The sequence below is a fragment of the Telluria sp. LT2P34 genome (genome assembly GCF_059685915.1).
Map to the genome: position 1 here is coordinate 751,405 of NZ_JCASIN010000001.1, position 26,936 is coordinate 778,340.

Below are 26,936 nucleotides of genomic sequence, written 5' to 3' on the forward strand. Positions count from 1 at the left end.
AGGAGACAAAGATGCGCCTGACCAACAACAAAATGAAGCTGCTCAATCGTACTGCCATTGCTACCGCCGCCCTGCTCGCCCTGTCGAGCGGTGCGATGGGCGTGGCCCATGCACAGGACACGTCCGGCGCGCCGGCGGCGTCCGGCGACAGCGCTTCCGACATCCAGCGTGTGGTCGTCACCGCGCGCCGCCGCGAAGAGACCCTGCAGGACGTGCCGGTCTCCGTCACCGCCTTCAGCGCCGACCAGCTCTCGAAACAGGGCGTGCCCGATGTCACCGCGCTGGCCCTGGCCCTGCCGAACACCACCCTCAAGGCCTCGCGCGCCACCAACTCCACGCTGACCGCCTTCATCCGCGGCGTCGGCCAGGCCGACCCGCTGGCCGGTTTCGAATCCGGCGTCGGCATCTATATCGACGACATCTACCTGGCCCGCCCGCAGGCGGCCGTGGCCGACATCTACGACGTCGAGCGCATCGAAGTGCTGCGCGGCCCGCAGGGCACGCTGTACGGCCGCAACACCATCGGCGGCGCCGTCAAGTACGTGACCCGCAAGCTGGCTTCGACGCCGGATGTGCGCCTGCGCACGACCGTCGGCACCTATGGCCAGCTTGAAGGCGTGGCCACCGCCAGCACCCCGATTTCGGACACCCTGCGCGTCGGCGGCACTGTCGCCCGCTTCAAGCGCGACGGCTTCGGCAAGAACCTCACCACCGGCGCCGAGAACTACGACAAGGACGTCACGGCGCTGCGCCTGTCGGCCGAATTCACCCCGACCCCCGACCTCTTCATCCGCATTGCGGGCGACGCTACCCAGGACGATTCGAGCCCGAAGAACGGCCACCGCCTGATCGTCGGCCGCACCAGCGGTGCGCCGATCCTGTCGAACGAATTCGACACCCGCGCCAACCTGACGCAAGCGATGGGCAACGACCAGGAAGTCACCGCGCACGGCGTCTCGGCCCTGGTCGAGTACCGCCTGAGCAACGAGTTCACCGTCAAGTCGATCACCGCCAGCCGCAAGGACAAATCGTGGGCGCCGATCGACTTCGATTCGCTGGCGGCGACCGACTTCCACGTGCCGGCCCTGTACAAGAACCAGCAGTTTAGCCAGGAATTCAACCTGACCTACACCGGTGACCGCATCGCCGGCGTGGCCGGCGTGTACTACATCGATGCCGAAGCCTACAACAAGTTCGACACCATCCTGGCCGGCGCTGCCCCGACCTCGACCTTCACCAGCGGCGACATCGGCACCAAGGCCTGGGCCGCCTACATCGACGGCAGCTACAACTTCACCGACGCGCTGTCGCTGTCGCTGGGCGGCCGCTACACGGTCGACAAGCGCACCGGCTCGATCTATCGCCAGATCTACCTGGGCGCCAACGGCACCCCGGAAATGGGCAACCCGGGCGCGGTCCTGTTCCGCACCGACACCGACCTGCGCAGCGGCCTCGAGCGCGAAGACAAGAAGTTCACGCCGCGCGTCGCCGTCAACTACAAGTTCAATGCCGACCATAACCTGTACGCGTCGTACTCGGAAGGCTTCAAGGGCGGCGGTTTCGATCCGCGCCTGAACATCGTCGGCACCCGCATCCCGCTGGCCGAGGCGCGCCGCGGCTACAACCCGGAAACCATCGAGACGGTCGAACTGGGCCTGAAGTCGGCCTTCAACGGCGGGCGCATCACCACCAACACCGCCTTCTTCGCCAGCGATTACAACGACGTGCAGATCCCGGGCTCGATCGCGATCGACACCAACGGCGACGGCCGCGACGACAGCTTCGCCGGCGTGACGACGAATGCCGGCAAGGCCAAGATCCGCGGCTTCGAGTTCGAAACGGTGGCCAACCTGACGCGCGACTTCACCCTGTCCGGCATGTACAGCTACATCGACGCCGAGTACAAGGAATACATCGTCGCCGGCGCCAACGTCGCCGCCAACCGCGTGTTCCAGAACACGCCGCGCAACTCGGCCAACTTGCGCGCCAGCTACGACATCGCGCTGCCGGTCATGGGCTACAACGGCAAGATCTCGCTGCTTGCCAGTGCCTCCTACAAGGGCGACACCGCCCAGTTCGAAACCCGCTCGATCCTCGACCAGGAATCGTACAAGCTGTATGACGCGAGCATCATCTGGACCCGCGCCGACGGCAAGATCCGCGCCGGCATCCACGGCAAGAACCTGGGCGACGAGCGCTACAAGACCGCCGGCTACCTGTTCCCGACCCTGGGCAACGAAGGCACGCTGACGGCCTTCTACGGCAACCCGCGCACGGTATCGGCCACGCTCGAGTACCGCTTCTGATCCTTCGGAAGCGCTGAGAAATCAGCACGGTGTGACATGACGCTGCCCGGCGCAGCGTGATGTCACACGCCCTTCCCTTCTTCGCTTCCCTCCGAAATCGAGAACAACAGGATCTGCCAGCGTGTCCACCTTCACACCCATCCGCTTCCAGAGTACCGACGGCCTGGCGCTGTACGCACGCGATTACCCGGCGGCTCCGGGACCTGCGCGCCTGCCAGTCGTCTGCATCCACGGACTGACCCGCAACTCCGCCGATTTCGACGAGCTTGCGCCCGCGATCGCGGCCATGGGACGGCGCGTGCTGGCGCTCGATGTGCGCGGCCGCGGCCATTCGGCGCGCGACCCGAACCCGGACAACTACAACCCCGTCGTGTACGCCGGCGACGTCGCCAAGCTGATGCAGGACCTGGGCGTCAACCGCGCCGTGTTTGTCGGCACCTCGATGGGCGGCCTGATCACGATGACGCTGGCCGTGCTGGACCTCGACCTGATCGCCGGCGCCGTCCTGAACGACGTCGGCCCGATCCTGTCGACCAGGGGCCTGGCGCGCATCGCCGGCTACGCGGGCCGCTGCAATACCTTGTCCTCCTGGGATGAAGCGGCCAGCTACATCAAGGACATCAATGCCTGCGCCTTCCCCGACAACTCGGACCAGGAATGGGGCAAATGGGCCCAGCGCGCATTTGCACCCGACGCGGCAGGCAAGCTGGCACTGCGCTATGACCCGAATATTGCGCTAGGATTACAGACAGGTAAGCTCAAGCCGACCTCGATGGCGGCGCGCCTCGCCTTCAAGCGCCTGGCGAAGGAGCGCCCCGTGCTGCTGGTGCGCGGCGCCCTGTCGGACCTGGTGGAGACCAACCAGGTCGCGTGGATGCGGCGCGCCGCTCCCACGATGCAGTACACCGAAGTGCCGAACGTCGGCCATGCGCCGATGCTCACCGAACCGGAAGCCCTGGAGGCCATCGGCCAGTTCCTGGCGCGGCTTCCCTAGAACCAGAATCACAGGAGACAGCATGAACCATCTGATCAAACCCCTGAGCAGCGCCATCCTGGCCGCTTTCGCCCTTGGCGCCGCGCCGCTCGCGCTGGCCGCCGGTCCCGACCTGAAAATCGCCCTCATCGCCGGCAAGACCGGACCGCTCGAGACCTATGCCAAGGAAACCGAGACCGGCTTCATGATGGGGCTCGAATACCTCACCGGCGGCAAGATGGAGATCGGCGGGCGCAAGCTGAAGGTGATCGTCAAGGACGACCAGAACAAGCCCGACCTCGGCCGCACCCTGCTGGCCGAAGCCTATGGCGACGACAAGGTGGCGATTGCCGTCGGCACCACCTCGTCCGGCTCCGCGATCGCGATGCTGCCGGTGGCGAAGGAATACAAGAAGGTGCTGATCATCGAGCCGGCTGTGGCCGACGCGATCACCGGCGACAAGTGGAACAAGTACATCTTCCGCACCGCGCGCAGCTCGATGCAGGACGCGATGGCCGCCGCCACCACTCTGAAGGGGGGCAGCGTCGCCTTCCTGGCGCAGGATTACGCCTTCGGCCGCGACGCCATCAAGGCCGGCAAGGAAGCGCTGGCGGCCACCGGCAGCAAGACCCGCGTCGTGCACGAGGAATACGCGCCCGCCACCTCGACCGACTTCACCGCCCCGACCCAGCGCCTGTTCAACGCCCTGAAGGACAAGCCGCAGCCGCGCGTGCTCGGCATCGTCTGGGCCGGCCCGAACCCGATGAACAAGATCGCCGACATGAAGCCTGAGCGCTACGGCATTTCGCTGGCCCCGGGCGGCAACATCCTGCCGGTGATGAAGACCTGGAAGAATTACGGAGGCACCGAAGGCACGATCTATTATTACTATGCCTTCCCGAAGAACAAGATGAACGACTGGCTGGTGGCGGAACACACCAAGCGCTACAAGGCGCCGCCCGACATGTTCACCGCCGGCGGCTTTGCCGCGGCCAGCGCCGTGTTCAATGCGCTGTCGAAGGTCCCGAGCGGCAGCAATGGCCAGGTCAACAGCGAGCAGCTGGTGGCGGCCATGGAAGGCATGAGCTTCGAGACCCCGAAAGGCCCGATGAGCTTCCGCAAGGAGGACCACCAGGCGATCCAGTCGATGTACCACTTCCGCATCAAGAAAGCGCAGAAGAGCGAATGGGACCTGCTGGAACTGGTGCGCGAGATTCCGGCCGCCGAGATGCCGCTGCCGATCAGGAACAAGCGCTGACATGGTCGCAGCGAATACACAGCAGCCTTCGCCGCATCCCTCGTTATCGACGCGCGACCTGACGATCCGCTTCGGCGGCCACGTCGCGGTCAACGCGGTGACGGCGGATTTCTATCCGGGCACGCTGACCGTGATCGTCGGTCCCAACGGGGCCGGCAAGACCACCTATTTCAACCTGGTCTCGGGCCAGTTGCCGGCCACCTCGGGCAGCGTGTTCCTGAATGGCGCCGACATCACGCACCACGGCGCGGCGCGCCGCACCCGCCTGGGCATCGGGCGCGCGTTCCAGCTGACGAACCTGTTCCCGAACCTGACGGTAATGGAAAACGTGCGCCTGGCCGTGCAAAGCCGCGCCGGGGTCGGCATGAACATGTTCTCGGTCTGGTTCGGCCACAAGGAACTGATCGAGCGCGCCGGGCATTACCTGGAGCGGGTATCGATGATGGGCAAGCGCGAAGCGCTGGTCGGCTCGCTGTCGCACGGCGACCAGCGCAAGCTGGAAGTGGCGATCCTGCTGGCGCTGGAACCGGACATCCTGATGTTCGACGAGCCGACCGCCGGCATGAGCGTGGACGAGGTGCCGGTCGTGCTCGACCTGATCCACGCCGTCAAGAAGGAAGCCAACAAGACCGTCCTGCTGGTCGAGCACAAGATGGACGTGGTGCGCCAGCTGGCCGACCGCATCATCGTGCTGCACAACGGCACCCTGGTCGCGGACGGCATGCCGGCCGAAGTAATGCAATCGAAGATCGTACAGGAAGCCTATCTTGGAACACCGGAAACCGAACATGCATGAACCCTTGTTGACGCTCTCCGGCGTGCACACCCACATCGGCCAGTACCACATCCTGCACGGCGTCGACCTGGTCGTGCCGCGCGGCGGGCTGTCGGTGCTGCTGGGCCGTAACGGCGCCGGCAAGACCACCACGCTGCGCACCATCATGGGATTGTGGAAGGCCAGCGCCGGCAGCATCGTCTTCGACGGGCGCGACATCACGAAACTGGCCACACCCGACATCGCCCGCCTCGGGATCGCCTATGTCCCCGAGAGCATGGCCGTCTTTTCCAGCTTGACGGTGCGCGAGAACCTGCACCTGGCTGCCGTGCAAGGACCGATGGACGCGGCGCGCCTGGAGTGGATCTTCGGCTTCTTCCCGGCCCTCAAAAAATTCTGGAATTACCCGGCCGGAAACCTGTCCGGCGGCCAGAAGCAGATGGTGGCGATCGCCCGCGCCATCGTCGAGCCAAAGAAGCTGCTGCTGGTGGACGAGCCGACCAAGGGCCTGGCGCCCGCGATCATCCAGAGCCTGATCGCCGCTTTCCGCGAACTGAAAGAGACCGATACCACCATCGTGCTGGTCGAACAGAACTTCAATTTCGTGCGCTCGCTCGGCGACACCGTCAGCGTAATGGACGATGGCCGCGTGGCCCATGCCGGCAGCATGGCGGCGCTGGCCGGCGACGACGCGCTTCAGCAACGCCTGCTCGGCCTGTCGCTCGACTCCCACCAATAGGATCTACGATGAGTGCAAGCCTTCCCCCCGTTGTCGCCACTCCCCTGGCCACTTCCCTGGCCGCCCCGGCAGACGCGCCGCTGCCGAGCGCCCCGCGCGACCTGGCGCCGCTGCTGCTGGTGCCCGCGCTGATGCTGCTGATGCTGCCGCTGGTGGGCGACTTTCCCACCTGGGTCACCTTGAGCGTCGCCGGCCTGGCGATGGGCATGATGATTTTCATCATGGCCAGCGGCCTGACGCTGATCTTCGGCCTGATGGACGTGCTGAACTTCGGCCATGGCGCCTTTGTCTCGGTCGGCGCCTTCGCCGCCACCCTGGTCCTGCTGCCGATGCAGGGGGCGATGGAGGCCGATTCGCTGCTGCTCAACCTCGGCGTACTGGGCCTGGCGGTGCTGGTGGCGATGCTGGTGACCGGTTTGCTGGGCTGGGCCTTCGAGCGCGTCATCATCATGCCGGTGTACGGCCAGCACCTGAAGCAGATCCTGATCACGATGGGCGGCATGATCGTCGCCGAGCAGCTGATCCACGTGATCTGGGGCGCGGAAACGATTCCGCTGCCGCTGCCGACGTCCCTGCGCGGCGCGATCTTCCTGGGCGACGCCGCCATCGAAAAATACCGGCTGGTGGCGGTCCTGGTCGGCCTGGTGGTGTTCGCCGCCATGTTCCTGACCCTGAACCGCACCAAGATCGGTTTGCTCATCCGCGCCGGCGTCGAGAACGGCGAGATGGTGGAAAGCCTCGGCTACCGCATCCGCCGCCTGTTCGTGGCGGTGTTCGCGGCCGGCTCGGCGCTGGCCGGGCTGGGCGGCGTGATGTGGGGACTGTACCGGGAAACGCTGACGGCGGCGATGGGCGGCGAAGTCATGGTGATGATCTTCATCGTCATCATCATCGGCGGCCTGGGCTCCGTGGGCGGCTGCTTCATCGGCGCCCTGCTGATGGCGCTGATCGCCAACTACGCGGGTTTTCTGGCGCCGAAATTCGCATTGGTCTCGAACGTCGCGCTGATGATCGCGATCCTGATGTGGCGTCCGGCCGGGCTGTATTCGAAATCGCGGGGCTAATATGATGAGCACATTGTTATCCGGCGACCTGCCGCGCAGCCGCGCACTGGGCGCCCTGCTGTTACTGATTTTCCTGGGACTGGCCTTCGCTCCCTTCATCATTTCCGGCGAGCGGGCGCTCGGCACCGCGGCCACCATCTGCGTCTACATCGTGCTGGTTGCGTCCTATGACCTGCTGCTCGGGTATACCGGCATCGTGTCGTTCGCGCACACGATGTTCTACGGAATCGGCGCCTACGGCATCGGGCTCGGGCTGGCCAGGGTCGACGAGCCGACCTGGAGCGTCATGATCGTCGGCCTGGGCCTGGCGCTCCTGCTGGCGCTGGCCCTGGCGCTGGTGATCGGCCTGTTCGCACTGCGCGTGCGCGCCATCTTCTACTCCATGATCACGCTGGCGGTGGCCTCGTCGTTCGCGGTACTGGCTTCGCAGCTGTCGGAATTCACCGGCGGCGAGGACGGCAAGACCTTCAGCGTGCCCGAGGTGCTTACGCCCGGCTACACCTTCATGGACACCGAAGTGTTCGGGCGCACGATCGACGGCAAGCTGCTGACCTATTACGTCGTATTCCTGGGCTGCCTGGCGCTGTTCCTGTTCCTGCTGCGCCTCGTCAATTCGCCTTTCGGGCGGGTGCTGCAGGCCATCCGCGAGAACGAGTTCCGCGCCGAGGCGCTCGGCTACCGCACGGTCGTCTACCGGGTCTGGGCCAACGTCGTGGCCGCGCTGGTGGCGACGCTGGCCGGCGCACTGATGGCGCTCTGGGTACGCTACGTCGGGCCCGACAACACGCTCGGTTTCAAGGTCATGACGGACATTCTGCTGATCGTCGTGATCGGCGGCATGGGCACCATGTACGGCGCAGTGATCGGCGCCACCCTGTTCATCCTGGCCCAGAACTACCTGGTGGGGCTCATGGAGCGCGGCCAGGGCGCACTGGAAAGCGTGCCGATCCTGGCGGCCGCCCTGCATCCGGACCGCTGGATGCTGTGGCTGGGCGTGCTGTTCATCCTGTCGATCTATTTCTTCCCGATCGGGATTGTCGGCAAGCTGCGCCTGCGCGGCACGCTGGCCAAGCGCTGACCGGCGCGGCGCGCGGCGGCTTGCTCCCGCCCGCGCGCCTTGTAATCCTGCTTCACTCCTGCTTCACTCCTGCCTCTTTCCTGCTTGTTTCCCGCTCTTGCCGGGCCCGCCTCCAGCGCGCGGGCCCGCGCTCATCTTAGACACCTCTCCATACCGCCGAGTTGCCGCGCACATTGAATCGATATCAATGTTCGTTACCGTTCAGCTCATATGATGAACTCAACCATGGCCTCGTGAAAGCCAGCGCGAGTGGAATGCCATCCATCTGGCTCCGCATGAAAGCTCATCCATGAAAACTCTCACGTCGTTTGCATCGGCCGGCGCACTCGCGCTGGCCTTCCTTGCACCCGGTCCCGCCAACGCGGTCGCCAAGCCGGTCGGCAAGCCGGCAGTGGAAGTGCTGGACGAAGGCTTCGACAATCTCACCTCCCTGCCGGGCTGGACTTTCACGAACAACAGCGTCCCACCCGGAAACACCTGGTTCCAGGGCAATGCCGCCATCTTCGAATCGCAGTCGGGCCCAGCCAACTCCTACGCGGCCGCCAACTTCCTCGGCAGCGCCGGCGGCCTCGGCGTGGTCGACAACTGGCTGATCACGCCCGTGCTGGCCCTCACCGGCATCACCAACCTGTCCTTCTGGACCCGTCACGACGCCGCCGCCGGCTTCAACGATAGCCTCGAGGTGCGCTTCGCCTCCGGCAGCGCGGGCGGCACGGCCGGCTTCACGACCCTGCTCGGCACCATCGGCGGCGCCGCCGGCTACCCGGCCGACTGGACCCAATGGAGCGCCAACCTGAATGTCGAAGGCGAAGGCCGTTTCGCCTTCCGCTACGTCGGTTATGCCGACACCCTGAACTACATCGGCCTCGATACGGTCAGAGTCATCACCGCGGTACCCGAACCTTCGCTGTTCGCCATGCTGGCCCTCGGCCTGGGCGCGCTGGGCGTCATGCGCCGCAAGTCGTCGATCTGAAGCCTTACCGGAGAACCCACCATGTCATATAAAAAATTACTCACCGTCTTGCCCTGCGCCGCACTCTGGGCCGCCATGCCGCCGAAGGCGGGGGCCCAGACGCCCTTGCAAGCCGATCAGCAGGCGCAGCAGGGTCAGCCGGCGCAACCGGCTCAGCAGGGCATGGTCGTCGTGCGCGACGCCCAGACGGGTCAGCTGCGCGCCCCGACCGCGGCGGAAATGCGGGCGCTGGCGCCGGCGCCGGCGCCCGCATCGGCACGCCTGAGCGCGCCGCCGCAGCCGGCAATGGTCACCCATCCGGGCGGCAGCCGCCACGTACGGCTCGGCGAACGCGGCCTGGTGTATTCGGTCGTCAAGCGCGGCGCCGACGGCAAGCTCGACGAGCAATGCGTCCATGGCGCGGCAGCGGCCGAAAAGGCGCTCCACGCTTCCACCAGCGCCAACGCCGCCTCGCACAAGGAAGGACACCGCCATGACTAAAGCACCACTGCGCGCCCTCGCCTCCCTTCTCTCCCTCAGCTGCGCCCTCCTCTGCGCAGCCGCCTCGCATGCCGCGACCATCGTCATCGTCAACCAGAACGCGCCCGGCATCGGATTCAACGACCCGACCCCGGTCACCCCGGTCGGCGGCAACCCCGGCACTACCCTCGGCCAGCAGCGCCTGAACGCCTTCCAGCACGCGGCCGAGATCTGGGGCGCAACCCTCACCAGCAGCGTGCCGATCCGCATCGGCGCCTCCTTCGTGCCGCTGTCATGCACCGAAAGCAGCGCCGTGCTCGGTTCTGCCGGCGCCAACGAAATCTGGTCCGACTTCACCAACGCGCCGCGCCAGGCCACCTGGTATCCGTCGGCACTGGCGAGCAAACTGGCGGGCGTCGACGTGGCCTCGCCGGGCGAACCGCATATCATCTCGCGCTTCAATTCGCGCCTCGGCCTGTTCCCCGACTGCCTGCCCGGCCCCGGCTTCTACCTCGGGCTGGACAACAACGCCGGCGCCGGCATCGACCTGGTCACCGTGCTGCTGCACGAAATGGCGCATGGCCTGGGTTTCCAGACCTTCACCGACGACGAAACCGGCGCCGAGATCCAGGACCTTCCTTCGATCTGGGACCATTTCCTGGTCGACAACCGCACCGAACAGCTCTGGGTCAACATGACCAACGCCGAGCGCGTCGCCTCGGCGATCAGCATTGACCGCCTGTCGTGGAACGGCCCGGCCGTCACCGCCGCCGTGCCCCAGGTGCTCGACCCGCGCTCGCGCCTGTCCGTGAGCGGCAGCGCCGCCGGCAGCGCAGCGGGCAATTACGAGGTCGGCGACGCTTCCTTCGGACCGCCGCTCGGCCCCACGCCGGTCGTCGGCCAGCTGATGCCGGTCGTCGAGCAGCCCGACGGCACCGGCCTGGCCTGCACCCCGCTCAACACCACCAATGCACTCGCGGTGCGCGGCAACATCGCCCTGGTGGCGCGCGGTACCTGCGCCTTCGTCGACAAGGCGCGGAACGTCCAGGCGGCCGGCGCGATCGGCATGGTGGTGTCCGATAATGCCCCGGGAGAACCGACCGGCATGAGCGGCAGCGACCCGAGCATCACGATCCCCTCGGTACGCGTGACCCAGGCTGCGGGCCTGAGCCTGCGCGCCGCGCTGCAGGCGCGCTCGCGCACCAAATCCGGTGTCGTCGCCAGCCTCGGCATCGACCCGACGCGCCTGTCTGGCACTGACGCCCGCCGCCGCATCCTGATGTACACGCCCGATCCCAACCAGCCGGGCTCCTCGGTGTCGCACTTCACCACCGAAGCCAAACCGAACCAGTTGATGGAGCCGTCGATCAACTCCGACCTGTCGCATACGGTAACGCCGCCGCGCGACCTGACTTATCCGCTGCTGCAGGATATTGGCTGGTAAGAGCGTCTGACAACAGCTTCATAGCTGCGTTGCAGCTCCTCGCCGTACAGTCGTACTGTCCTCGCCCTTGGGCTTCGTCGCCGCGCCTTGCTCTGAAGCTGTTGTCAGACGCTCTGGGGCGATGAGTGACACAAAAAAGGCCCGGCCACCCCAAGGGTGCCGGGCCTTTCTCTTGCGAGCGAGAATTACTGCTTCTGGCTTGCGGCCTTGTAGGCTGCGACGCCGTTGACGATTTCCGCCTTGGCTTCGTCCGGACCGGCCCAGCCTTCGATCTTGACCCACTTGCCTTTTTCGAGGTCCTTGTAGTGCTCGAAGAAGTGCTGGATCTGCTGCAGGCGCAGGTCCTGCAGGTCTTCCGGCTTTTGCCAGTGGCTGTAGATCGGCAGGATCTTGTCGACAGGGACGGCCAGGATCTTGGCATCGCCGCCGGCTTCGTCGGTCATTTTCAGCACGCCGATGGCGCGGCAACGCACGACCACGCCCGGGAACAGCGGGAACGGGGTGATGACGAGGACGTCGCACGGGTCGCCGTCGTCCGACAGGGTCTGCGGCACATAACCATAGTTGCACGGGTAGTGCATCGCGGTGCCCATGAAGCGGTCGACGAAGATCGCACCGGTGTCCTTGTCCACTTCGTACTTGATCGGATCGGCGTTCATCGGGATTTCAATGATGACGTTGAAATCGTTCGGCACATCGCGGCCGGCTGGGACGTGGTTCAAGCTCATGGGTTAGTCCTTGGTTGCTGAAAAATCAATAAAGGCTAGCATTATATCGAATAGGCATAGGATTGTGCGGCGTGGCGGGGTGGCGTGCGCAGGGGCGTCAGCGGTGTTTTCAGGCGGCGAACGCCGCCTTGCGAAAAGGATTACAAGATGTTCGCGAGCGCACTCTGCCGATAATGCCCCGCCGCCTGCTCGTCCTGTCCCAGCGCCTCGTGCAACTGGGCCAGCTTCAGGTGGATGTCGCGCACCATGCGTGAGTCGAGGGCGTCGGACAGCGCCTGTTCCAGGTAACGCTGGGCCTTGCCCCACAGCTTCTGGCGCAGGCAGAGGGAACCGAGCGTGAGCGCCAGTTCCGGGTCGTTCGGCCGCTCGCGCAGCCAGGTTTCGCAATGTTCGATCTGCGCCAGCAGCGTCGGCGAGCCGGCAGGTCCGGCCGCATCGCGGTAGGCGCGCACCACGCGTTCGTCCCAGCTGCCGCGCAGCGCCGCTTCGGCAATCACGCGCGCCTCGTCCTGCAAGCCGCTGGCATTGAAGGCGGCCGCCGCGCGCGCCGCGATATACGGCTGGGTGCGGTCGGCTGGCGGCACCTCGGCCCAGACCCGCCGCAGCGCCTCGGCGTCGCGTCCCTCTTCCGACAGCAGCGCGTCGTAGGCCAGTTCGCGCAGGCGGCTCGCCAGCGCCGGGTGCAGCGCCTTGCGTTTGTCCAGGATGCGCACCAGGCGCAGCACTTCCGGCCAGTTGCGCGCCTGCTGGTGGGCCTTCATCGACCATTGCAGTGCGTGGATGTGGCGCTGGCCGCTGGCGTTCAGTTCGGCCACGGCCGCCAGCGCCTCTTCCGGCTGGTGGTCGTCGACGAGCAGTTCGATCACGGTCATCAGGCGTGCGACCTTCATGCCGTTGTCGTGGGAGACCCCGGCCAGCCAGGCGTCGCGCCGCGCCGGTTCGCGCATGCGGTGCGCGGCGCGTGCGCCGATCAGGGCGGCCAGGCCCGCGTTTTCCGGCAGTTCGGCGGCGCGCATCGCGGCCTTTTCCGCATGCCCGAAGCGGCCTTCGAACAGGGCTTTCAAGGCGTCGCGCAAACCCTTGTTGCCGTCGCGCTCGCGCTTGCGTCCGCGGTAGGCGGCTACCCGGTCCGGCATGCGCAGGGTCGCCCTGACCGCGCGCACCAGGCCGTAAAGCATCAGGAACAGCAGCGCCAGCAGCACCACGAACAGGTTCAGCGACATGTCGATCCGGTGCGGCGGATAGAACAGCACCACGTTGCCCGGATTGAAGCGCGCCGTCACGGCGATGCCGATGGCGGCGGCCATCAGGGCGACTAGCCAGAGAAGTAGACGCATGCTGTATTAAGCTTTACTCAAGGTTTCTTGTAGTTGCGGACAGCCGCCAGGCTGTCGGCCAGCGTCGGCATCTCGATCGCCAGGTTGTTGGCCCGGACCTGGCGCAGCACCGCCAGCGCCTGCTGGGTCGTGCGGGCACGGGTGTCGAAATACTTGTCCAGCGTTTCCTGGGCAGCGGCCAGGTCGCCGGCGAAGGTGGTCTCGTCGCGCGAGAGCAGCGCCAGGCGTGCGTTGAGCAGGCGAAGTTTCAGGTTTTCGCGCACGAAATAATTCTGGTCGGGCGAGAGCATCAGCGCTTCCGGCGTATTCACGCTGCGTACGCGGATCAGCTGGCGCACGTCGTCCCACATTTCGCCGCTCCAGTTGCGCCAGGTGGCCAGCATGCGCTCGCCAAGGCCGAGCGGCGCTGCGCTGGCCTGGGCCTGGCCGCGCCCGGCACGCACTGGCGCCGCCGGCAACAGGGGCTTTTCGTCCGACAGCAAGGGCAAGGTATCGACCTGGCCGATCACGCTGTCGAGGCGCAGGGCGACGCCGGCCAGGTCCAGCGCCGGCATGGCTTTCAGCTTTTCCATATCGGCCGCGATGGCCCGGCGCACCGAAATGAATTGCGGCGTGTCCGAGCGCGACAGCGAGCGGTCGGCGTTCGCAAGCGCGATCAGGGCGCCCTGCACATTGCCTGCCAACTGCAATTGCTGGCTGGCGGTCGAGAGCACCTGTTCGACTTCCGACAGCGCCCACTCGTCGCGGCTCTTCGACAAATCCTGGTAGAGCTGTTCCAGCGCCATTTGCTGGCTCTGGTTTTCGAGCTGGCGGCTTTCCAGCACGCCGACCTTCAGCTGCAGCACCTTCGACTGCTCGGCCACGTCGCGCGCCAGCGAAGCGGTTTCGGCATTGATCTGGTTACCTTTTTGCAGGCTGCGCGCCATTTCCTGGCGCAGCGTATTGATGCGGCTATGGCTCGACCAGGTTTGCATGGCCAGCAGCAGGGCCAGCGCCATCACGGCCAGCGGCAGCGGCCGCGTGAGCTGTTCGGACAGGGGCGGTCCCGCCCTGCGCTCGGGCGCGCGCGGACGATACTGTTCGAAATCCGGCGCAGCAGGTGCAGAATGCGCGGCAGGCGGCAGCGGCGGTGACGGCGGTGGCTGGTGTGGAGTCAGCTCTGGATTGTTCGGCAATTCGTTCATTCTTGTGATTGTAACGCGGCAAGCAAACGGTCGTCGCCCGAGCCGGTAAGGGTCACGCGCGCGATCCCGAGTTCCGCCGCAGTGGCGGCAATCCGGGCATGCGGCACGATCAGGTGCTGGGCCCGCATTTGGCTGACACAGCCCGGATCGAGCTGCGCCAACAAGGCGAACAGGCCGCGCAGCGCTTCCGAACTCGTGATTATCCAGTCGTTCGGCCGGTCGAGCAAGCTGCGCAGCAGCGCCGCCAGTGGCGCGCTTAACGCCGGCACGCTGCGGCGGTAGGCCGGCACCACGTCCACCTGCGCCCCGGCCGCGCGAAATGCGTCGGCCATCAGCTCGCGCCCCGATTCGCCGCGCACGATCAGCACCCGCTTGCCGGCCAGCGCCGCCAGGTCGAGCGCCGCCAGCAGGTGTTCCGAGTCGCTGTGGGCCGGGTCGAGCGGCCCGAGGATGGTGGCATTGCTGTCAACCAGGCCATACCGCGCCAGTGCGGCGCGGCTGCCCTCGCCGAGCACGGCCAGCGCAACCGCCCTGGGCCAGGTCCGCGTCGCGGCGGCCAGTTCGGCGAACGCCGCGTCGACCGCATTCGGCGACACAAAGGCGGCCAGCGCATAGCCGTCGAGGGCGGCCAGCGCCGCCCGCAGCGCCGCGGTGTCGGGGAGCGCCGAGATCTCCAGCAGCGGCAGCACCACCGGCGTGTGGCCGATGGCGGCGACGGCGCGCGCCAGGCTCTCGGCCTGGGCGCGCGGCCGCGTGATGACGACGCTCTCAGCCTTCAAGCGCCGCTTCCTGCTTGCATACGGCCAGGATTGCCTGCGCATCCTGCTGCTCCAGCAAGCGCGAGACCTGCTCGCCGAGAAGTTCAGGCTGGCCGGCCGGGCCGCTCAGTTCGGCGAACGCGCTACGCTTGCCGTCGGGGGTGGCGACCATCGCGCGCAGGTGCATGGCGGCGCCGTTCACGACCGCGTGCGCGGCCAGCGGAATCTGGCAACTGCCGCCGAACACCTTCGACACCTTGCGCTCGGCCAGCACGGCCTGTTCGGTCTCGATGTGGTTCAGGGGCGCCAGCAGGGCCAGCAGGTCGACGCCATCGCTGCGCGCGCCGCTGGCCACTTCGATGGCCATCGCGCCCTGCCCGGCTGCCGGCAGCGACACGTCCGGATCGAGCGCGCTGCGGATGCGCCCCGGCAGGCCGAGGCGGATCAAGCCGGCGGCGGCCAGGATGATGGCGGCGTACTCGCCGCGGTCGAGCTTACCGAGGCGGGTGTCGAGGTTGCCGCGCAGCGGCTTGACGACCAGCTGCGGGTAGCGCGCCGCCACCAGCGCCTGGCGGCGCAGGCTGCTGGTGCCGACCACGGCGCCCGGCGGCAAGTCGGCCAGCGAGGCGTAATCGTTCGAGACAAAGGCATCGCGCGGGTCTTCGCGCTCGAGCACGGCGGCCAGCATGAAGCCTTCCGGCAGGTCCATCGGCACGTCCTTCAGCGAATGCACGGCGAGGTCGGCGCGGCCTTCGGCCATGGCCACCTCGAGCTCCTTGACGAACAGGCCCTTGCCGCCGACTTTCGACAGCGTACGGTCGAGGATCTGGTCGCCGCGCGTGGTCATCCCGAGAATGCTGATTTGACACTGTGGATATAATGCGGCGAGACGATCGCGCACATGCTCGGCCTGCCACATGGCCAGGCGGCTCTCGCGCGATGCGATAATCAATGATGCTGGCACCCGAACTGGCGCCTCCGCCTGCTGCGTCATGTCTTTTGCTTTCAAAACGGTTTCATTTAAGATGCAAATTTTAGCATGCGGGCCTGTTGCAGAACGGTGCCGATGGCCACTTCCACCCTGGTGTACCCGACAAGCGAGAACCTATGGCCGACATGGACAAACCTGTTGAATCCGCTTCCCCCGCCGGCGTTCCCGCGCCCGACAAGGACGCGCCGCTGAAAGAAGACATTCGCCTGCTCGGCCGCCTGCTCGGCGACGTGCTGCGCGACCAGGAAGGCGACGCCGTGTTCGACGTCGTCGAGACGATCCGCCAGACGGCCGTGCGCTTTCGCCGCGACGCCGATCCGCAGGCCGGCGAAGAACTCACGGCGCTCCTGCACAAGCTCACGCGTAACCAGACCATTTCGGTGGTGCGCGCCTTTTCCTATTTTTCGCACCTGGCCAACATCGCCGAAGACCAGCACCACAACCGCCGCCGCCGCGCCCACCTGCTGGCAGGTTCCCGGCCGCGCGAAGGCAGCGTCGGGCATGCCCTGAGCAAGCTGCGCGCGGCCGGCGTCGACCGCAACACGGTCGAGACCTTCCTGCGCAACGCGCTGATCGCACCGGTGCTGACCGCACACCCGACCGAGGTGCAGCGTAAAAGCATCCTCGACGCCGAGCACGACATCGCGCGCCTGCTGGCCGAGCGCGATCTGCCGCTCACGCCCAAGGAACAGGTGCGCAACCTGCAGCTGCTGCATGCGCGCGTGGCGACGCTCTGGCAGACGCGCATGCTGCGCTATACCAAGCTGACGGTCGCCGACGAGATCGAAAACGCCCTGTCCTACTACCGCATCACTTTTCTGCGCGAGTTGCCGGCCCTGTACGACGACATCGAAGACGAGATCGGCTTTCATTACCACGGCGCGCCGCCGCTGCTGGGCGACAGCGCCTACGTGCAGATGGGCAGCTGGATCGGCGGCGACCGCGACGGCAACCCGAACGTCAACGGCGACACCATGCGCCACGCCGTGATGCGCCACGCGACCACCATCCTCGACTGGTATCTCGACGAAACCCATGCCCTCGGCGCCGAGCTGTCGACCTCGACCCTGATGGTCGACATCACGCCTGCCCTGCAGGCGCTGGCCGACCGCTCCACCGACGCGTCCGACCACCGCGCTGACGAGCCCTACCGGCGCGCCCTGATCGGCATGTATGCGCGCCTGGCGAGCACCGCCCGTGTGCTGGGCGCGACCAACATCCTCCGCAAGGAAGTCGGCCACGCCGCGCCCTACCTTGACGCCGCCGAATTCACGGCCGACCTCGACGTGCTGGCCGAGTCGCTGAGGCTGAACCACGGCGCCATGCTGGTCACGCCGCGCCTGGCCGGCCTGATGCGCGCCGCGCGCATCTTCGGCTTCCACCTGGCCTCGCTCGACATGCGCCAGACCTCGGACGTGCACGAGCGCGCGCTGGCCGAGCTGTTCGAAAAGGCCCGTGTCGAAGCCGACTACGCGGCGCTCTCCGAGGACGGCAAGGTGGCGCTCCTGCTCGCCGAACTGGCCCAGCCGCGCCTGCTGTTTTCGCCTTTCCAGTCGTATTCCGACGAAACGCAGTCGGAGCTGGGCGTGGTGCGCGCCGCGCGCGAGATCCGCGAGCGTTACGGCGTGCGCGCCATCCGCAACTACATCATCTCGCATACCGAGGCGGTGTCGGACCTGCTCGAAGTGCTGCTGCTGCAAAAGGAAGCGGGCCTGCTGCACCCGGCCAAGGGCGTCTCCGACGTGATGGTGGTTCCGCTGTTCGAGACCATCCCCGACCTGCAGCGCGCCAGCGCCATCATGGAAGCCTGGATGGCCCTGCCCCTGGTCAGCCGCGTGATCCACAACCAGGGCCGGCTGCAGGAAGTCATGCTCGGTTACTCGGACTCGAACAAGGACGGGGGTTTTCTCACGTCGAACTGGGAGCTGTACCAGGCCGAGCTGAAACTGGTCGACGTCTTCGAGCGCGCCGGCGTGCGCCTGCGCCTGTTCCATGGCCGCGGCGGTACGGTCGGCCGTGGCGGCGGTCCCAGCTACCAGGCGATCCTGGCGCAGCCGCCGGGCACCGTCAACGGCCAGATCCGCCTGACCGAACAGGGCGAAATCATCGCCTCGAAGTTCTCGAATCCGGAAATCGGCCGGCGCAACCTGGAGCTGCTGGTCGCGGCCACCCTGGAGGCGAGCCTGACCCCGCATGCGGCCGAAGGCGCCAGGGCCGACGAGCTGGCCCGCTTCGAGCAGGTCATGGCCGACCTGTCCAGGCGCGCCTATGGCGCCTACCGCGACCTGGTCTACGAGACGCCGGGCTTTACGGATTACTTCTTTGCCGCCACCCCGATTGCCGAGATCGCGGAACTGAACCTCGGCTCGCGCCCCGCCTCGCGCAAGAAGACCCGCCGCATCGAAGACCTGCGCGCGATTCCCTGGGGCTTTTCCTGGGGCCAGTGCCGCCTGCTGCTGCCGGGCTGGTATGGCTTCGGCTCGGCCGTCGCGGGCTGGCTGGAAGAGGATGCGGACGGCCAGAAACTGCAGACGCTGCAGCGCATGTTCCGCGAATGGCCCTTCTTCGCGACCCTGCTGTCGAACATGGACATGGTGCTGGCCAAGACCGATCTCGCCATCGCTTCGCGCTATGCCGGCCTGGTGCCGGATGTGGCGCTGCGCGAACGCATCTTCAAGCGCATCGCCGCCGAGCATGGCGAAACCCTGCGCCGGCTGGAAGCGATCACCGGCGCCAGCGAGCGCCTGGCGGGCAACCCGCTGCTGGCCAGGTCGATCCAGAACCGCTTCGCCTACCTCGACCCGCTGAACCACTTGCAGGTCGAGCTGATCCACCGCCACCGGGCCATGTCGCGCCAGGAAGGCGGCGAGATGGACCCGCGCGTGCACCGCGGGATCCACCTGTCGATCAACGGGGTGGCCGCGGGATTGCGCAATACGGGGTGAAACTACCTAGGGTGCGCAGCTGCCCAGCGTATCGCCCTTGCGCAGGAAAGCCGGCACCGCGTCCGGCGCCACGCACATGGCGCCGCCGTTGCCACTGCCCTTGCCCGGCTTGTGGCAGACCGTCACCTTGCCGTCGCCGCAGCGCGCGTCGATCACCGGCACCGTCACGCTGGCCACGGCCGGACAGCCGTTGATGCTCATCGCTTGCGCAGTGAGCGTGAAGGTTCCGGCGCCGCTCGGCGCGAAGTTTGCCAGCGCGCCGGTCGACGACAGGCCGGGCGCGGGGTTCCATGCGAAGCTGGTTGCGGAATCGGCATCCGACGCCGCCAGGTTCAGGCTCTGCGCGCCATAGCCCAGCACGATGGTATTGGCCGCGGCGCCGGTCGGCGTGGCGTCGCTTCGGCTGACCGCGATCGCCGGCTGCGGGATGCGGCCCAGCACCGTCACGGTGGCGGTGGCGGTGGCGCTGAGGCCCGCTTTGTCGAGCGCGCTCAAGGTCACTTGCCTGGCGCCGATGTCGGCGCAGCTGAAGCTCGCCGGCGAGGCCGTCAGCGATTCGATGCCCCAGTTGTCGCTGCTGCCGCCGTCGATGTCGGCAGCCTGGATGCTGGCCGTGCCGCCCGCCAGCGTCACCGAGACGTCGCGGGTGCGCACGGTAGGCGCCTCGAAATCGTTGCTGACCAGGTTCGACCTGGCGCTTTCGGTGCTTAGGCGGTTCAGGGCGGTGACGGCATAGTAGTAATACTTTCCGGCCGCCGCTTTGGCATCGGTGAACGCAGGGCTGGCCGCTTCGGTCACGCCGATCATGTTTTCGGCCGCTTCGAGATCGAACTCGCGCGCTTCCGACCGGTAGACGGCGAAGCGCCGTACCTTTTCCAACTCCTCGCGCGTCTCCGGCGCGCCGGCCCACGACAGCACGACAGCGTTGCTGCCCGCGGTGGCGGCCAAGGCAGTCGGCGCCGCCGGCGCCAGCATGTTCTTCCACGGCATCGTCGGCAGCAGCGCCGGACGGTTGTACACGTTCTGCATCAGGTCGGTGCGGTAGCCGAGTGGGTTCGTGTTCAGGAAGGCATGGCGAAAGTGGATCTGGCCGCCGATATTCCCATTGGCGCGGTTCAGCACAATCTGTCTCGCGATCTGCTTCGGATCGAGCCAGCCGGCCGTGTTCATCTTGTAGTCGGCGAGGCCGATGTACATGTGGCGCCCGTAAGCATTCTGGTTCCACCATGGCACCAGCAGTTTGTAGTCCGAGCCGCCCTGGTCGATATGCCAGTAGACCTGGGGCGCCAGGTAATCGACCCAGCCCTGCTGCAGCCACTTGCGGCTGTCCGCGAAGTTGCTGGCGTAATGCTGGTTGGCGCCGCTCGAGGTCGGCGAACCGACGCTTGGATCGGTACTGCTGCGGTAGATTCCGGATGGCGAGATGCCGAACTTGACCCAGGGTTTGACCGCGCCGATGCGCTCGTTGACGCCCGCGATCAGGAGGTTGATGTTGTCGCGCCGCCAGTCGGCGCGGCCCGCGGCCGTCGCCGGAAACCCGCGCGGGTCGGCTGCATAGGCGGCGTCGTCGTTGATGGTGCCCGGCGTCGGGTAGAAATAATCGTCGAAGTGGATGCCGTCGACATCGTAGCGATTGACGATGTCCATGATCACGCTGGTGACGTACTCGCGCACCGCAGGCAGGCCGGGATTCAGGATCATCACGGTGCCGACGGTGAGCATCCATTCCGGATGGGTGCGCGACACGTGGGTCGCCGCGTACTGGGCGGCATTGCCTGCGCTCGAAGCGGTCGCCACCGCGCGGTAAGGATTGATCCAGGCATGGAATTCCAGGCCACGCTTTCTCGACTCGTCGATCGCGAACTGCAGCGGGTCCCAGCTCGGCGCCGGCGCGCTGCCCTGGGTGCCGGTAAGGTAATACGACCACGGTTCGAGCGCGCTCGGATACATGGCGTCGGACTGGCTGCGCACCTGCAGGAAGGCGGCGTTCATGCCGGTCGCCTTGTTATGGTCGAGGATCTTGATCAGTTCGGTGCGCTGGACTGCCTGCGTTTGCAGGCGGTTCGGCCAGTCCAGGCTCAGGTGGGTACTGATCCAGACGCCGCGCATTTCGCGCTTGGGCGCCACTGTCGGCGCGGTTTGCGCCTGCGCCAGGGTGGAAACGGTGAAGATCGATGCGATTGCAGCCAGCAGGAGTGTGTTTTTCATTGTTGTGTGCGTGGAGGTCTGCATACCGACGGCCCGTATGCATCGTCTCGTGTTTCCCCTCGTCCCGTTTCTGCGAACGGTGCCGCGGCATTGTCGTCTTCGCACGAGATTACGCGGGGAAAATTCGCCACTCCAATGAATTTTAGGGAGAGCTGCATAACTGCCGGGAATGCCCGGCGCTCATGCGCTCATGCGCTCCCTCAGGCCAGGGCCAGGGTCGGCGCTGCCTTACGGCGGGCGGTGGCATGCACGGGCGCGCCGCCATCCCTGCTCTCGCCGCCAAGCTGGAAGGTGCCGACCAGCCGGATCAGGGTATCCGCCTGCTCCTGCATGGCGCCTGCCGCGGCCGCTGCCTGCTCCACCAGCGCAGCGTTCTGCTGGGTCGCGCCGTCGATCTCGACGATCGCGCGGTTGACCTGGTCGATGCCGGTTTCCTGTTCGCGCGTCGCCGCGCCGATCTCGGCCATGATGTCGGAGACGCGGCGTACCCCGCTGACGATGTCCGTCATCGTGGCGCCGGCCTGGCCGACGAGCTTCGAGCCCTGGTCGACTTCGAGCACCGAAGCGTCGATCAGGCCCTTGATTTCCTTGGCGGCGGTATTCGAGCGCTGCGCCAGGTTGCGCACTTCGGAGGCGACGACGGCAAAGCCGCGGCCCTGCTCGCCGGCGCGGGCCGCTTCCACCGCCGCGTTCAGGGCCAGGATGTTGGTCTGGAAGGCGATGCTCTCGATCACGTCGATGATGTCGACGATGCGGCGCGAAGCGCCTTCGATATTACGCATCGTCAGCACGACATCGGCCACCACGGCGCCGCCCTGCTGCGCGACTTCGGAGGCTGAGGCGGCGAACGCATTGGCCTGGTGGGCGTTCTGGGCGTTCTGCTTCACCGTCGAGTTCAGTTCTTCCATCGAGGCCGCGGTTTCCTCGAGTGCGCTGGCCTGGGTTTCGGTGCGCTGCGACAGGTCCATGTTGCCGGCGGCGATCTCGCGCGCCGCGGTATGGATCGACTCGGTACTGTCGCGCACCTCGCTGACGATGGCGTGCAGGCTCACGCGCATGGCTTCGAGCGAGCGTTTCAGCTGGCCGGTTTCGGTCTTGTCCTGCGGCGCGACGGCGATGCTGGTGTCGAGCCGGCCCTGGGCGATGCCGGCCGCAAACACGATGGCTTCGTCCAGCGGCTTGACAATCGAGCGCGACAGAAAGTGGGCGATCGTAAAAATGATCAGCAGGGTCGCCAGCACCACGCCGATGATATTGCGCCTGGCCGCAACGACGACGGCGTCGCCGCCATCGCGGGTGGCGTTCGAATGCGCTTCGATCTGTTCGCTCAGCACCCCCATGCTGGTCTCGAGCGCGCGAAAGCGTTCCATGAACTGCGGGTGCGCGGCCTGGGCGGCAGCGGCGTCAACGGCGGCCAGCGCCACGATGTCGGCCGCGCTTTTCAGGTAGGCGCTGGCGTCGGGACGCACCTGCGCCATCGCCGCCCGCAAGGCGGCGTCGCTCGTGTTGCGCTCCATGTCGGACAGCAATTTGTTGAACAGCGTGACACGCTCGGCGACTTCGGCCGCGGCCACCTTCACCTCGGCGGCATTGCCCTGGGCGGCGGCCATCATGGCCGAGATGACGTCGGCGCGCAGGGCGTCGTGCGCCATGTCCGCTTGCAGCTGGTCCTTGATGACGGCGCCATTGAGCGTGATGCTGTCCATCGCGGCGTCGAGCGATTGCACGGCGACATAGCCGATCCACCCGACCAGGGAGACGAACAGGAGCGTGGCCAGGCTCGACAGCAGGAGGCGCAGTTTAATGGTGGCTTGCATGAAGGTTCCGGACACGGTGGTCAGAGTTTGAACGACAGGCCGATCGTCAGGCTCAGGTCGGGCGTACGGCTGTTGAGGCCGCGTGCAAGCATGGCGTCGACCTGGAGCGTGTCGGTGATCAGGTAAGCGCCGCCGACATCGAAGCTTGCCTCGGTGCCGCCGTGATTGCTGCGCGCCACATGGGGGGCGGCGATCTCGACGAAGCCGCGCAGCTTCGCGGTCAGCTGCTTGCCGACGACGGCGCCGAAGATGCCGTGGGTGTAGCGCTGCCCCATGGCATCGGTATTGCTGCCGGCGCCAGGCATCAGGCCGAGCGACATATCGTTGGGCAATTCCCACTCCGCCACGACCCGCAGCGAAGGCCGGTATTTTTCGCCGCGCAGCGCGCGCGAGCCGCTCGGCGCGTCGACATGCAGCAGCACGCCCAGCGACGGGCTGGTTTCAAGCGCATCGGCAACATGCCATTTCAGGCCGAAGGAGGCATCGGCAGTGCCCGAATCGCTGCTGCTCTCGCCGGCCGCCGGGCCATGCGACCGCGCCCTGATGCGGCCGTCGGTTTCCAGGCGCAATTCAAGCGTGTCGCTGATGCCGTAGCGCAGCAGCGTGGGTGTGGAGACGATGTTTTCGCGATAGCCGGCGCTGCGGCTGCGGTCGATGGCGACGCTGGTTTCGACCTGGAAGCGTCCCAGGCCAACCACATTGCTCGACTCGACGAAGTCGGGACGGTCGGTGACGATGCCGTCGTCGGCCTGAGCGGACGTGGCGCAGGCGGCCAGCAGGAGCGCCAGGGCAGCGGCGTGGACGGGGTGATGTGGCATGTTTTTCCTTGGAGGCGAAGCGGCGCAGGCGCACCATCAACAAGATCAGAACACAGAACATTCTGTTCCACATCATTGCCCAGTGGAAATCATCGCGGCGCTGCGCATTATGTCGGCTGCATACGACACCTGTTAACAATCCCCTACCGACCAATATAAAAAAAGCCACGCGATCCCGAGGGACGGCGTGGCTTCCGGTGGCGCGGGCGCCAGCCTGGCTTACTTGTCGTGCAAGAAGGTCTTCAGCTTGTCCGAGCGCGACGGCTGGCGCAGCTTGCTCATCGCCTTCGCTTCGATCTGGCGGATACGCTCGCGTGTCACGTCGAACTGCTTGCCCACTTCTTCCAGCGTGTGGTCGTTCGACATTTCGACGCCGTAGCGCATGCGCAGCACTTTCGCTTCGCGCGGGGTCAGGGAATCGAGCACTTCCTTGATCACGTTGCGCATCGAGGCATGCAGCGCGGCGTCCAGAGGAGCCAGCGTGGTGTTGTCCTCGATGAAGTCGCCCAGCTGGGAATCACCGTCCTCGCCCATCGGGGTTTCCATCGAAATCGGTTCCTTGGCGATCTTCATGATCTCGCGAACCTTGTTCTCCGGCATTTCCATTTTGAGGGCCAGGGTCGCCAGGTCCGGCTCGCTGCCGGTTTCCTGCATGATCTGGCGCGAGATGCGGTTCATCTTGTTGATCGTCTCGATCATGTGCACCGGCACCCGGATGGTGCGCGCCATGTCGGCGATCGAACGCGTGATCGCCTGGCGGATCCACCAGGTCGCGTAGGTCGAGAATTTATAACCGCGGCGGTATTCGAACTTGTCGACCGCCTTCAGCAAGCCGATGTTGCCTTCCTGGATCAGGTCGAGGAATTGCAGGCCGCGGTTGATGTATTTCTTCGCGATCGAAATCACCAGGCGCAGGTTGGCCACGGTCATTTCGCGCTTCGCGGTGCGCGCACGCTTTTCGCCGGCAGCCATCTGCTTGTTGATCTTGCGCAAGTCGGCCAGCGGCAGCGCCACGCGCGCCTGCAGGTCGATCATGCGCTGCTGCAGTTCGCGGATCGCCGGCAGGTTACGGCCCAGCACGGCGCTGTAAGGATAGGCGCAGTCGACTTCGCGCTTGCCCCATTCCAGGTCCGTCTCGTTGCCCGGGAAGACCTTGATGAAGTGGGCGCGCGGCATGCCGCAGCGGTTCACGCAGATGTCGAGCACGGAACGCTCGATGGCGCGCACTTCGTCCATCTGGTGGCGCAGGGTGTCGCACAGCTTTTCCACCACTTTCGCGGTGAAACGGATGCCCAGCAGCTCGTTGGTGATGACTTCCTGCGCCCTGGTATAGGCGGCCGAACCGTAGCCGCTGGTCTTGAAGGCGTGGCCCATGCGGTCGAACTGGTCTTCGATCAGGGCAAATTTTTCCAGCGCGCCGCGGCGCAGCTGGGCCAGCTGTTCGGTCGAGTAACCGGCCGCGCCGCCGGCGGCGTCGCCGTCGATTTCCTCGACTTCTTCCTCTTCTTCCTCGTCGTCGCTGGCCGCGCGCGGGGCGGCCACGGGCGCGGCCGGGGCCGGCGTGCCGCTGTCGTTATGATCGACGAAGCCGTCCACCACTTCGTCGATCTTGGTTTCGTCGGCGGCGATCTTGTGCGACAGCGCGATGATTTCCGAAATCGTGGTTGGGCAGGCCGAGATCGCCTGGACCATGTCTTTCAGGCCCTGCTCGATGCGCTTGGCGATTTCGATTTCGCCTTCGCGGGTCAGCAGCGACACGGCGCCCATTTCGCGCATGTACATGCGGACCGGGTCGGTCGTGCGGCCGAAGTCCGAATCGACGGTCGACAAGGCGGTGGCGGCGGCCGCTTCCACTTCGTCTTCGCTGGTCGGCGTCACGGCGTTGTCCGACAACAGCATCATTTCCGCTTCCGGTGCGCGCTCGTAGACGGCGATGCCCATGTCGTTGAAGGTCGCGATGATGCCTTCGATCGCTTCCGGATCGATGATGTTTTCCGGCAGCTGGTCGTTGATCTCCGCGTGGGTCAGGTAGCCGCGCTCCTTGCCCATGTTGATCAGGTTCTTGAACTGGGTGCGGCGCTTTTCGATTTCGGTTTCCGAGAAGCCCTGCTCGGTGCCCAGCGTCGGCATGCCCTTGGCCTTGCGCTCGCGCGCTTTCGAGACGGCCTTCAGTTCGGCGCGCTCGACGGCGTTCAGCGCCGCCACTTCGTCGTTCTCGGGCGTGAACTCGCTTGGCTTACGGCCACGGCGGCCCGGCACCTTTACTTGCGGCAGCAGGTAACCGGTGGTGTCGACGGCGGCCAGGGTGGCGGCGTCGGTGGTCTGGCTGACCGAGCTGCCGCCGGTCTGGATCACGGTCGGGGCCGGCTCGACGCGGCGCACGGCGCGGGCACGGGCGGCTTTCGGCGCGTCTTCCGCCATCGATGCCGCGCCGGCAGGCAGCTCGGCGATCGCTTCGGCCGGCGCAGCAGACGGGGCCTCGGCCACTTCGGGCGCCGCGGCTTGTTCAGCCAGGTCCGGTGCGGCCGGCTTCAGGGCGGCCAGCTTCGAGCCGCGTTTCTTCACGACCACGGCCGCAGCCGCAGGCGCGGCGGCCGGCGCCAGGTAGTCGGTGAACTCGGCGTCGCTCGCCGCTGCGGCCTGGGCATGCGCCGCGATCGCTTCGGCCGGCACGGCCTCGACTGGAGAAGAAGCCTCGGCCACTGCCGCCTCGTCGGCTTGCGCCTTCATCGTTGCCAGGCGCGAACGGGTTTTCACCACCGTCACCTTGGCCGCCGCTTCCGTTTCGAGGAAATAGGAGGTCGCAGTTTTCGGCACCGCCAGCTGCGCCGCGGCGCTCTTGGCCGGGGCTTTCTTTGCTGTCAGTGTCAGTGTCTTGGCGGTGTTCGTCATGAAAAAACTCTCCTGTCGAGGCGGTACGCGCCTGCGAGGTCAAAATTACGCATGGCCCGCATGGGCCGGGGAAACGAAACGGGGATAGCCCTAGTTAAGGGCAGACAGGCCGGAAATCAAGCACGCCTTCCCCTGCGGCGGCGGCATCCGGCGCGGCCGGGTCGGTCCATGGCAAGGGTACGGAAAGGG

The 26,936-nt window shown here is 66.4% G+C and carries 20 protein-coding genes; 11 read left to right on the top strand and 9 right to left on the bottom strand.

What is annotated here, in order from left to right:
* Nucleotides 1-11: 11 nt before the first annotated feature.
* From AC56KZ_RS03365 to AC56KZ_RS03410, 10 genes are all read left to right on the top strand, one after another.
* Complete coding sequence (locus AC56KZ_RS03365) at nucleotides 12-2,306, top strand: TonB-dependent receptor (RefSeq protein ID WP_497160707.1); 2,295 nt, start codon at nucleotides 12-14, stop codon at nucleotides 2,304-2,306.
* A gap of 121 nt (nucleotides 2,307-2,427) precedes the next feature.
* On the top strand, nucleotides 2,428-3,300 hold the full coding sequence (locus tag AC56KZ_RS03370; protein ID WP_497160708.1) for an alpha/beta fold hydrolase: 873 nt from the start codon (nucleotides 2,428-2,430) through the stop codon (nucleotides 3,298-3,300).
* A 22-nt stretch (nucleotides 3,301-3,322) separates the two neighbouring features.
* On the top strand, nucleotides 3,323-4,537 hold the full coding sequence (locus tag AC56KZ_RS03375; protein WP_497160709.1) for a substrate-binding domain-containing protein: 1,215 nt from the start codon (nucleotides 3,323-3,325) through the stop codon (nucleotides 4,535-4,537).
* A 1-nt stretch (nucleotide 4,538) separates the two neighbouring features.
* The gene (locus AC56KZ_RS03380) at nucleotides 4,539-5,333 is read left to right on the top strand and encodes an ABC transporter ATP-binding protein (RefSeq protein WP_497160710.1); all 795 of its coding nucleotides are present in this window, start codon (nucleotides 4,539-4,541) and stop codon (nucleotides 5,331-5,333) included.
* Nucleotides 5,326-6,051 carry an ABC transporter ATP-binding protein gene (locus AC56KZ_RS03385; protein WP_497160711.1) on the top strand — a complete coding sequence of 242 codons (726 nt, stop codon included), beginning with the start codon at nucleotides 5,326-5,328 and terminating at the stop codon, nucleotides 6,049-6,051. Before AC56KZ_RS03380 ends, AC56KZ_RS03385 begins: the two co-directional genes overlap by 8 nt.
* Nucleotides 6,052-6,059: 8 nt before the next feature.
* Entirely contained in the window at nucleotides 6,060-7,115 is a 1,056-nt protein-coding gene (locus AC56KZ_RS03390) for a branched-chain amino acid ABC transporter permease (protein ID WP_497160712.1), read from the top strand.
* A 4-nt stretch (nucleotides 7,116-7,119) separates the two neighbouring features.
* A complete protein-coding gene (locus tag AC56KZ_RS03395) occupies nucleotides 7,120-8,193 on the top strand; it encodes a branched-chain amino acid ABC transporter permease (RefSeq protein WP_497160713.1) in 1,074 nt (357 codons plus the stop codon).
* A 289-nt stretch (nucleotides 8,194-8,482) separates the two neighbouring features.
* On the top strand, nucleotides 8,483-9,166 hold the full coding sequence (locus AC56KZ_RS03400; RefSeq protein WP_497160714.1) for a choice-of-anchor J domain-containing protein: 684 nt from the start codon (nucleotides 8,483-8,485) through the stop codon (nucleotides 9,164-9,166).
* 21 nt (nucleotides 9,167-9,187) lie between these two features.
* Complete coding sequence (locus AC56KZ_RS03405; protein ID WP_497160715.1) at nucleotides 9,188-9,646, top strand: post-PEP-CTERM-1 domain-containing protein; 459 nt, start codon at nucleotides 9,188-9,190, stop codon at nucleotides 9,644-9,646.
* Nucleotides 9,639-11,069 (top strand): PA domain-containing protein, encoded by a 1,431-nt coding sequence (locus AC56KZ_RS03410; protein WP_497160716.1) that lies wholly within the window; start codon nucleotides 9,639-9,641, stop codon nucleotides 11,067-11,069. The genes AC56KZ_RS03405 and AC56KZ_RS03410 overlap by 8 nt, the downstream gene beginning before the upstream one ends.
* Before the next feature lie 185 nt (nucleotides 11,070-11,254).
* Here the strand turns inward: AC56KZ_RS03410 and ppa are convergent, their stop codons facing one another.
* The 5 genes from ppa to hemC all read right to left on the bottom strand — a co-directional run bounded on the left by ppa (nucleotide 11,255) and on the right by hemC (nucleotide 16,070).
* Nucleotides 11,255-11,797: an inorganic diphosphatase gene (gene ppa / locus AC56KZ_RS03415; RefSeq protein ID WP_497160717.1), complete on the bottom strand. Its 543-nt coding sequence runs from the start codon at nucleotides 11,795-11,797 to the stop codon at nucleotides 11,255-11,257.
* A 140-nt stretch (nucleotides 11,798-11,937) separates the two neighbouring features.
* Complete coding sequence (locus tag AC56KZ_RS03420; protein ID WP_497160718.1) at nucleotides 11,938-13,134, bottom strand: heme biosynthesis protein HemY; 1,197 nt, start codon at nucleotides 13,132-13,134, stop codon at nucleotides 11,938-11,940.
* Nucleotides 13,135-13,151: 17 nt separating this feature from the next.
* Nucleotides 13,152-14,318, bottom strand: a complete 1,167-nt coding sequence (locus tag AC56KZ_RS03425) for a uroporphyrinogen-III C-methyltransferase (RefSeq protein ID WP_497160719.1) — start codon at nucleotides 14,316-14,318, stop codon at nucleotides 13,152-13,154.
* Nucleotides 14,315-15,139 (bottom strand): uroporphyrinogen-III synthase, encoded by an 825-nt coding sequence (locus AC56KZ_RS03430; protein WP_497160720.1) that lies wholly within the window; start codon nucleotides 15,137-15,139, stop codon nucleotides 14,315-14,317. Before AC56KZ_RS03430 ends, AC56KZ_RS03425 begins: the two co-directional genes overlap by 4 nt.
* Nucleotides 15,087-16,070, bottom strand: coding sequence for a hydroxymethylbilane synthase (gene hemC, locus AC56KZ_RS03435; RefSeq protein WP_497160721.1), 984 nt, complete (start codon nucleotides 16,068-16,070; stop codon nucleotides 15,087-15,089). Before hemC ends, AC56KZ_RS03430 begins: the two co-directional genes overlap by 53 nt.
* A gap of 122 nt (nucleotides 16,071-16,192) precedes the next feature.
* Between hemC and ppc the strand changes: the two genes are divergently transcribed.
* Nucleotides 16,193-19,012 (top strand): phosphoenolpyruvate carboxylase, encoded by a 2,820-nt coding sequence (ppc, locus tag AC56KZ_RS03440; RefSeq protein ID WP_497160722.1) that lies wholly within the window; start codon nucleotides 16,193-16,195, stop codon nucleotides 19,010-19,012.
* A 6-nt stretch (nucleotides 19,013-19,018) separates the two neighbouring features.
* Here ppc and AC56KZ_RS03445 read toward each other — a convergent pair whose 3' ends face one another.
* The 4 genes from AC56KZ_RS03445 to rpoD all read right to left on the bottom strand — a co-directional run bounded on the left by AC56KZ_RS03445 (nucleotide 19,019) and on the right by rpoD (nucleotide 26,585).
* Nucleotides 19,019-21,220, bottom strand: a complete 2,202-nt coding sequence (locus tag AC56KZ_RS03445; protein WP_497160723.1) for a family 10 glycosylhydrolase — start codon at nucleotides 21,218-21,220, stop codon at nucleotides 19,019-19,021.
* Nucleotides 21,221-21,420: 200 nt separating this feature from the next.
* A complete protein-coding gene (locus AC56KZ_RS03450) occupies nucleotides 21,421-23,037 on the bottom strand; it encodes a methyl-accepting chemotaxis protein (protein ID WP_497160724.1) in 1,617 nt (538 codons plus the stop codon).
* Between the two features lie 20 nt (nucleotides 23,038-23,057).
* Nucleotides 23,058-23,855 carry a transporter gene (locus tag AC56KZ_RS03455; protein ID WP_497160725.1) on the bottom strand — a complete coding sequence of 266 codons (798 nt, stop codon included), beginning with the start codon at nucleotides 23,853-23,855 and terminating at the stop codon, nucleotides 23,058-23,060.
* A gap of 219 nt (nucleotides 23,856-24,074) precedes the next feature.
* On the bottom strand, nucleotides 24,075-26,585 hold the full coding sequence (gene rpoD, locus AC56KZ_RS03460; RefSeq protein ID WP_497161208.1) for an RNA polymerase sigma factor RpoD: 2,511 nt from the start codon (nucleotides 26,583-26,585) through the stop codon (nucleotides 24,075-24,077).
* Nucleotides 26,586-26,936 lie beyond the last annotated feature (351 nt).